Source organism: Saccharomonospora saliphila YIM 90502, assembly GCF_000383795.1.
In the GTDB taxonomy this organism is placed as follows: domain Bacteria; phylum Actinomycetota; class Actinomycetes; order Mycobacteriales; family Pseudonocardiaceae; genus Saccharomonospora; species Saccharomonospora saliphila.
Genome location: NZ_KB912640.1, coordinates 425926 through 432294 on the forward strand (window position 1 = coordinate 425926; position 6369 = coordinate 432294).

6 protein-coding genes are annotated in these 6369 nt (G+C 69.7%); 5 read left to right on the plus strand and 1 reads right to left on the minus strand.

Annotation, left to right across the window (positions count from 1 at the left end):
• On the minus strand, window positions 1-2084 hold a 2084-nt coding region (locus SACSA_RS0107145), incomplete at its 3' end, for a sensor histidine kinase (protein WP_157596708.1).
• Between the two features lie 562 nt (window positions 2085-2646).
• Between SACSA_RS0107145 and SACSA_RS0107150 the strand changes: the two genes are divergently transcribed.
• The 5 genes from SACSA_RS0107150 to SACSA_RS0107170 are packed head-to-tail and all read left to right on the plus strand — an operon-like array spanning window position 2647 to window position 6202.
• Window positions 2647-3666, plus strand: a complete 1020-nt coding sequence (locus tag SACSA_RS0107150; RefSeq protein WP_019814604.1) for an ABC transporter substrate-binding protein — start codon at window positions 2647-2649, stop codon at window positions 3664-3666.
• 1 nt (window position 3667) lies between these two features.
• Window positions 3668-4441 carry an ABC transporter permease gene (locus tag SACSA_RS0107155; RefSeq protein WP_019814606.1) on the plus strand — a complete coding sequence of 258 codons (774 nt, stop codon included), beginning with the start codon at window positions 3668-3670 and terminating at the stop codon, window positions 4439-4441.
• Window positions 4442-4450: 9 nt separating this feature from the next.
• Window positions 4451-4585: a hypothetical protein gene (locus SACSA_RS27040; protein WP_019814607.1), complete on the plus strand. Its 135-nt coding sequence runs from the start codon at window positions 4451-4453 to the stop codon at window positions 4583-4585.
• Entirely contained in the window at window positions 4585-5403 is an 819-nt protein-coding gene (locus SACSA_RS0107165; RefSeq protein ID WP_019814609.1) for an ABC transporter permease, read from the plus strand. The genes SACSA_RS27040 and SACSA_RS0107165 overlap by 1 nt, the downstream gene beginning before the upstream one ends.
• Before the next feature lies 1 nt (window position 5404).
• A complete protein-coding gene (locus SACSA_RS0107170; protein ID WP_028661635.1) occupies window positions 5405-6202 on the plus strand; it encodes an ABC transporter ATP-binding protein in 798 nt (265 codons plus the stop codon).
• Window positions 6203-6369 lie beyond the last annotated feature (167 nt).

Here is a 6369-nt window from a genome sequence, read left to right on the forward strand (position 1 = left end):
GAGGTCTCGGCCCACGTCTGGCGGGCCCGCGGCGTCCCGCCCGCCCCGCCGGGCGGGGCGGTGAGCAGCTCGGTCGGCACGACGACGCGGGCGATGACACCGCCCTCGATGTCCTCGTTCTCGCGCAGCCGGACCTCGATGCCGTGCCGCTTGGCCAGGCGCGCGACCACGTACAGGCCCATCCGGCGCGTCACGGACACGTCCAGGTCCGGCGGGTCGGCGAGCCGGTCGTTGGCCTCGGTGAGCTGCTGGTCCGACATGCCCACGCCCCGGTCGGTGATCTGCACCGCGAGCGAGTTCCGTCGCGTGACCACCGCCCGCACGCTGATCTTGGTCTCCGGTTCGGAGAAGTAGGTCGCGTTGTCCAGCAGCTCGGCCAGCAGGTGCACGAGGTCGTGCACCGCACGGCCGTGCACGCTGACCTCGGGAATGGTGCCCAGTTCCACACGGGCGTACTGCTCGATCTCCGAGACCGAGGCACCGATGACGTCGGCGGCGGGGACCGGCTTGGACATCGTCTTGGTCAGGCCCGCGCCGGAAAGCACCAGCAGGCTCTCGCCGTTGCGCCGCAGCCGGGTGGCGAGGTGGTCCAACTCGAACAGACTGGCGAGCTGGTCGGGGTCCTGCTCGTCGGATTCGAGCCGGTCGATGATGCCGAGCTGGCGTTCGACGAGGCGCTGGCTGCGCCGCGAGAGGTTGACGAAGATGCCGTTGACGTTCTCCCGCAGCAAGGCCTGCTCGGCGGCCAGCCGGATGGCCCGCTCGTGCACCACGTCGAACGAGCGGGCGACCTCGCCGATCTCCTCGCGGGTCCGCACCGGCACCGGCGCGACCGCGTCGCGCGAAGCCTCGATCGGGTTGGGGTCGGCCAGGATGCGCCGCACCGTCTCCGGAAGCCGCACGTAGGCGACCTCGAGCGCGCTCGACCGCAGCGTGCGCAGGGGACCCGTCAGCGCCCGGGCGACGATGAGCGTCAGCAGGACCGTGGCGACCAGCGTGGCGATCATCAACCCGAAGAACAGCCACGCCGCACGGGTCGCGTCGGTGGCGAGGGACTGCGCGGATTCCCGCAGTCCGATGAGGAGCTGCCCTTCGACCTCCCGCGTCATGTCCACGGTGGCCTGGCCGTCGAGGGCGAACTGGTCGGCGTTGACGTCTATGCCGCCACCCGGGCGTGTGGCGCTGTTGTGCGCGGTGGCGATCTGCCGTGCCCGGTTGTCCACCTCCGCACCGGAGACCCGGTCGAGGTAGAGCTGCTGCTCGCTGAGGCTGGCGTTGGCGTTGAAGGTGTCGACGGCGGCGTCGGCGCTGGCCTGCGCCGAGCTGCTGCGGTCGAGCAGGTCGGAGATGAACCGGTTGTGCCCCACGGCGATGCCGAGCACGGCGTTCTGCCGGGAGGTGTACTCCTTGGCCTCGGTGATCGCCTGCACGGTCGTGCCCCGGCGCAACAGTTCCCGGTCGGTCACCGAGAGGTTCACCGTGCGGCCGAGCCGGACCAGCGGCTCGATGATCGAGTTGTAGGTGGTGTAGGCCGACAGGTCCGGGTATCGCGAATTCTCGATCTTGTCGCGCAGCGCGCCGAGCGCATCGAGGCGCTGGAGCGCCCGGTCGAAGGTCCGCCGGGTCTCCGCGCCGCCGAGGTCCCGGCCCGCGACCGCGTCGCGCAACTGCCGGACGGCGTTGTCCACGGTGCCGACCTGCGCGTCGACCGCGCCGTCGTCACCCCCCGCGCTCGCCAGCGCGGTGACGGTGAGAGTGCGCTCCCGCTGGAGTTCGTGGACCACGGCGGCGACCTGCTCGGCGACCTCGACCTGCGCGACGGTGTCGCTGAACTCGTTCGCCTCGCCCAGCGCCTCGACCGCCCGCAGACTGCCGAACACCAGCGCCGCGATGAGCGGCACCAGCAGGACGACGGCGAGCTTGTAGCGCAGCGGCCAGTTGCTCAGCCGCCACCGAGACGTGTCACCGGCCGATCCGGCCTCAGCCGGCCCGGCCGCCGCCTCGTTCCGCGCGGACTCCTCGCGGGCGGGGGCGTCCTGGGCGGGGTCCACTCCGTCCCCGTCCGCGGTTTCAGTCTTCGGCACCGATCTACCACCATCGTCGTCCGGGCCGGATCCCTTTCCGGCATCCTGGCCGAGCACGTGCTACGCACCACGCACGTTCGCGCGACCGCCTGTCACCCCAGTGGACGCCAAGCAGCGGAAGCATGGCGCCAGCCCCCCATACGGGTCAATATGCGCAGCCGGAACACCCACGCGTGGCCGTCTCGCTGTTGACTTCGCCCATCAGTTCTGCATCTGTTCACCGGTTGAGCCTTGAACTGCCGGACGAGGCCACAGAAAGTAGCGAAGAGCAGGGCTGGTGTAACCCTGACTGGTCGATCGCCTCCGACTCAGGCGCCGACCCCTGCCGCCCCAGATGGCACCGTCCGCGCTCGATACCCAACCTAGAGTTAATTACACCACACCGCAGAAGCACCCAATTGAGTGGTCTGCACACACCCCTTGCGGAGCACTCGGCACGCATTGTGATGAGGACAATCAGTCTCTAGAGTAACCGTGCTCGCTGAGCAATCGGGGAGGCGTCGCGCTCAGCCAGCGCTCACCCAGGCAGCTAACAGGCATATCGCCTCACTGAGGAGTGGCATTGCTTCGACACGGCACCACGGCAAGACAGTCCGGACGCCGGCTCGCCGGCGTTCTCGCGACACTGGGCCTGCTCGCCTCCACCAGCGGCTGCGGCCTGCTCGGCGGGGAGGACGAGACCTCTCCCTCGTCCGGCGGGAACGGCTCGCTGGAGCAGTCCTCGATCACCGTCGCACACCTGCCCTCCATCGACGTCGGCCCGCTGTACCTGGCTCAGCAGCGGGGCTACTTCGAGGAGGAAGGGCTCACCGTCAAGATCGAGCAGGCGGCCAGCGGTCAGGCCGCCACCCAGAAGATGATCGGTGGGGACGCCGACATCGTCCAGTCCAGCTACGTTCCTTTCTTCCTCGCACAGGCCAAGGGCACCGCCGAGATCAAGATCGTCGCCGACGCGGTGGCCGCGGCCCCGAACACGTTCCAGCTCGTGGCCAAGGACGGCTCGGGCGTGAGCGGGGTCGATGACCTCGAGGGGAAAAAGATCGGTGTCTCGGCGACCAACACCATCGCCGACACGATCGTCAAGTCCGTCATGAAAACCAACGGGCTGGATTACGAGTCGGTCGAGTGGGTCCAGACCTCCTTTCCGGACACCGCCGCGGCCGTGGCCCGGGGTGACATCGACGCGGGAACCTTGATCGAGCCGTTCCTCACCAGCGGCGCCGAGGAGCACGGCGTTCGCCCGATCGTGGACCTCGCGACCGGGCCGACGCAGGACTTCCCGCTGGCCGGGTACGGCGCGCTGGCCGAGTTCGCCGACAACAACCCGGAGACCGTGGCCGCGTTCCAGCGCGCCATGCAGAAGGCGACCGACGACGCCCAGGACCGCAGCGTCATCGAGCCGGTCATCGTGGACACCGCCAAGATCGACCCGTCGACCGCGTCGCTGGTCACGCTCCCGCAGTTCCACTCAAGTCTCGACGCGTCGCGCTTGCAGCGGGTCCCGGACCTCATGCTCGAATTCGGGCTGATCGACTCCAAGATCGACGCTTCGACCATGATCGCGCGACCCGACGCGACCTGACGTGCGACCGATCGTGCGTAACCTGGTCGGCCTGGCCACCTTCCTGGCGCTCTGGGAAGCGGTGGTCAGGTCCGGCCTGGTGCCGGAGGCGGACGTGCCGCGCGCGTCGGTCGTGCTCGGCAGGACCGTCGAGATGCTCGGCACGGAGACATTCCTGCGTGACCTGGTGGCCACCGTGCTCGCCTGGATGATCGCACTCGGCGTGGCCGCCGCCGTGGCCGTGCCGCTCGGCCTGGTGCTCGGCAGCCTGCCGCGCGTGCGCGCGGCGACCATGGCGCTCGTGGAGTTCCTGCGGCCGATCCCCTCGGTCGCGCTGATTCCGCTGGTGCTCGTCGCGATCGGCGGCGGCCCGGAAGCCAAGATCACGCTCGCCGTCTACGCCTCGGTGTGGCCGATCCTCTACAACACCATCTACGCCTTCGACGAGATCGACCCCCTGCTCATCGACACCGCGCGCGCCTCGGGCGCGGGCCGGTTCGGGGTCCTGACCACCGTGGCGCTGCCCCACTCGGCGCCGTTCGTGTTCACCGGTCTCAGGATGTCGGCGGCGATCGCGCTGATCGTGGTGGTCAGCACGGAGTTCATCGCGGGAGCCAACGTCGGCATCGGCAGCTTCATCCTCGAAGCCGCGGCCGGCGCGGGCCGGATGGACCTGGTGCTCGCGGGGACGCTGGTCGCCGGTGTGCTCGGCTACCTCGCCAACGACGGCCTGGAACGCCTCGGTGGACGCCTGTTCCGCTGGCACACGGCCACCACCGATTCACAGGAGGTGTGACGGGTGAGGATGGCGAAACCACTCGGCGACACCGACCGGGTGCGGGTGCCCCGCACAACACAGGAGGTGCGCCGAGTGACCCTGCCAAAGCCACACGGCGACACCGACCGGGTGCGGGTGCCCCGCACGACACAGGAGGTGTGATGAGAACCACCGTGGGCGTTCTCAAGGGGCTGCTGCTCAAGTGGTCGCTGTTCGTCGTCGCCGTGGTGCTCTGGGAACTGGTCACCCTCGCCACGGAAAGCCCGTTCTTCCCTCGCCCGACCGAGATCCTCGGTACGGCGGCGGATCTGTGGTTCTCCGGTTCACCATCCGAGGTGTTCCTCGGTCCGACCGTGTACGACGACGTGCTACCCAGCCTGGGCCGGGTGTTCGGCGGGTGGGCCGTGGCCGCGGTGATCGGGATCGCGGCCGGGGTCGCGCTGGGCCGGTCTCGCACGGCGATGGACTACGTCGGGCCGCTGCTCGCGTTCCTGCGCGCCGTGCCGCCACCGGCGCTGATCCCCGTGTTCCTGGTGCTGTTCGGGATCGACAACACGATGAAACTGGTGACGATCGTGTTCGGCGCGATCTGGCCGATCCTGCTCAACACCGTGGACGGGGCGCGGTCGGTCAGCCCGCTCCAGCACGAGACGGCCCGGTCGTTCCGCGCTCCCCGGCACTACTGGGTGGGCCTGGTGGTCCTGCCCGCCGCGGCTCCGAAGATCTTCGCGGGCCTGCGGCTGAGCCTGTCGTTGTCACTGATCCTCATGGTGATCGCCGAGATGGTGGGGACGACGAACGGCATCGGCTACCAACTGATCTTCGCCCAGCAGAGCTTCGAGTACCCGACGATGTGGGCCTGGATCGTGCTGCTCGGCGTGCTCGGCTACGGCCTGAACGCCCTGCTGCTCACCGTGGAGCGCCGGGTGCTCCGGTGGCAGCCCACGAGCGGCGCGGCCACCACGACGACAGGAGCGTGACATGGCAACAATGCTGGAGGTGTCCGGCCTCCACCACCGGTACGGAAGCGGCGAGACCGCGCACGTCGCGGTGAACGACCTGGCGTTCACCGTGGAGAGCGGGCAGCTCGCCTGCATCGTGGGCCCATCGGGGTGCGGCAAGTCGACGTTGCTGCGCTGCCTCTCCGGGCTCATCCGGCCCAGCGGTGGACGGGTGGCGCTGCACGGCGACCCGGTCGACGGCGTGCCCGACGACCTCGCCGTGGTGTTCCAGGACTACAGCCGCTCGTTGTTTCCGTGGCTGACGGTGCGGCAGAACGTCGAGTTCCCGTTGCGGTGGAAGTCGATGAGCCGCGCCGAACGCCGTAGCCGCGCCGAAGAAGCACTCGAATGGGTGAACCTTCCGGGTGTGGGGTCCAAGTACCCGTGGCAGCTCTCGGGTGGGATGCAGCAACGCGTCTCGATCGCCCGCGCGCTCGCGCGGCGCCCGGCGCTGCTGCTCATGGACGAGCCGTTCGCCTCCGTCGACGCTCAGACCCGGTTCGAGCTCGAGGATCTGCTCCGGGACGTGCAGCAGCAGAACGAGACGACGATCCTGCTGGTCACGCACGACATCGACGAAAGCGTCTACCTCGGAGACCGGGTCCTGGTGCTGTCGACGTCGCCCGCGTCGATCGTGGCCGACCTGACCGTGGATCTTCCGGCCGAGCGCGACCAGATCAGCACGCGTGAGTCGGCCGAGTTCGTCTCCCTCCGCGCCGAGGTCGCCAGGCTCCTGCACGACCCGGCTCAGGCCCCGGCGGGTGCCACGACGGACTGACGACGCACGCCCGTCCCGGCGGCCGGGGGCGCGGGGTTCGCGAGCGGTTCCAGCGGGCTCCGTGCCGGGTCTGCGTGGCGCGGTCAGTCCCTGCGGGCGTGCCGCCCGCGCCGGGTGCCGCGCTGGAGGCTGCTCATGCGCTCGCGGACCGCGTCCGGGTCGCGGCT

Bases quoted from the DNA above. Each gene is read 5' to 3' on its own strand.
- SACSA_RS27040 (WP_019814607.1), top strand. From the start codon at position 4,451: ATGGCGAAACCACTCGGCGACACCGACCGGGTGCGGGTGCCCCGCACA.
- SACSA_RS0107165 (WP_019814609.1), top strand. From the start codon at position 4,585: ATGAGAACCACCGTGGGCGTTCTCAAGGGGCTGCTGCTCAAGTGGTCG.
- SACSA_RS0107170 (WP_028661635.1), top strand. From the start codon at position 5,405: ATGGCAACAATGCTGGAGGTGTCCGGCCTCCACCACCGGTACGGAAGC.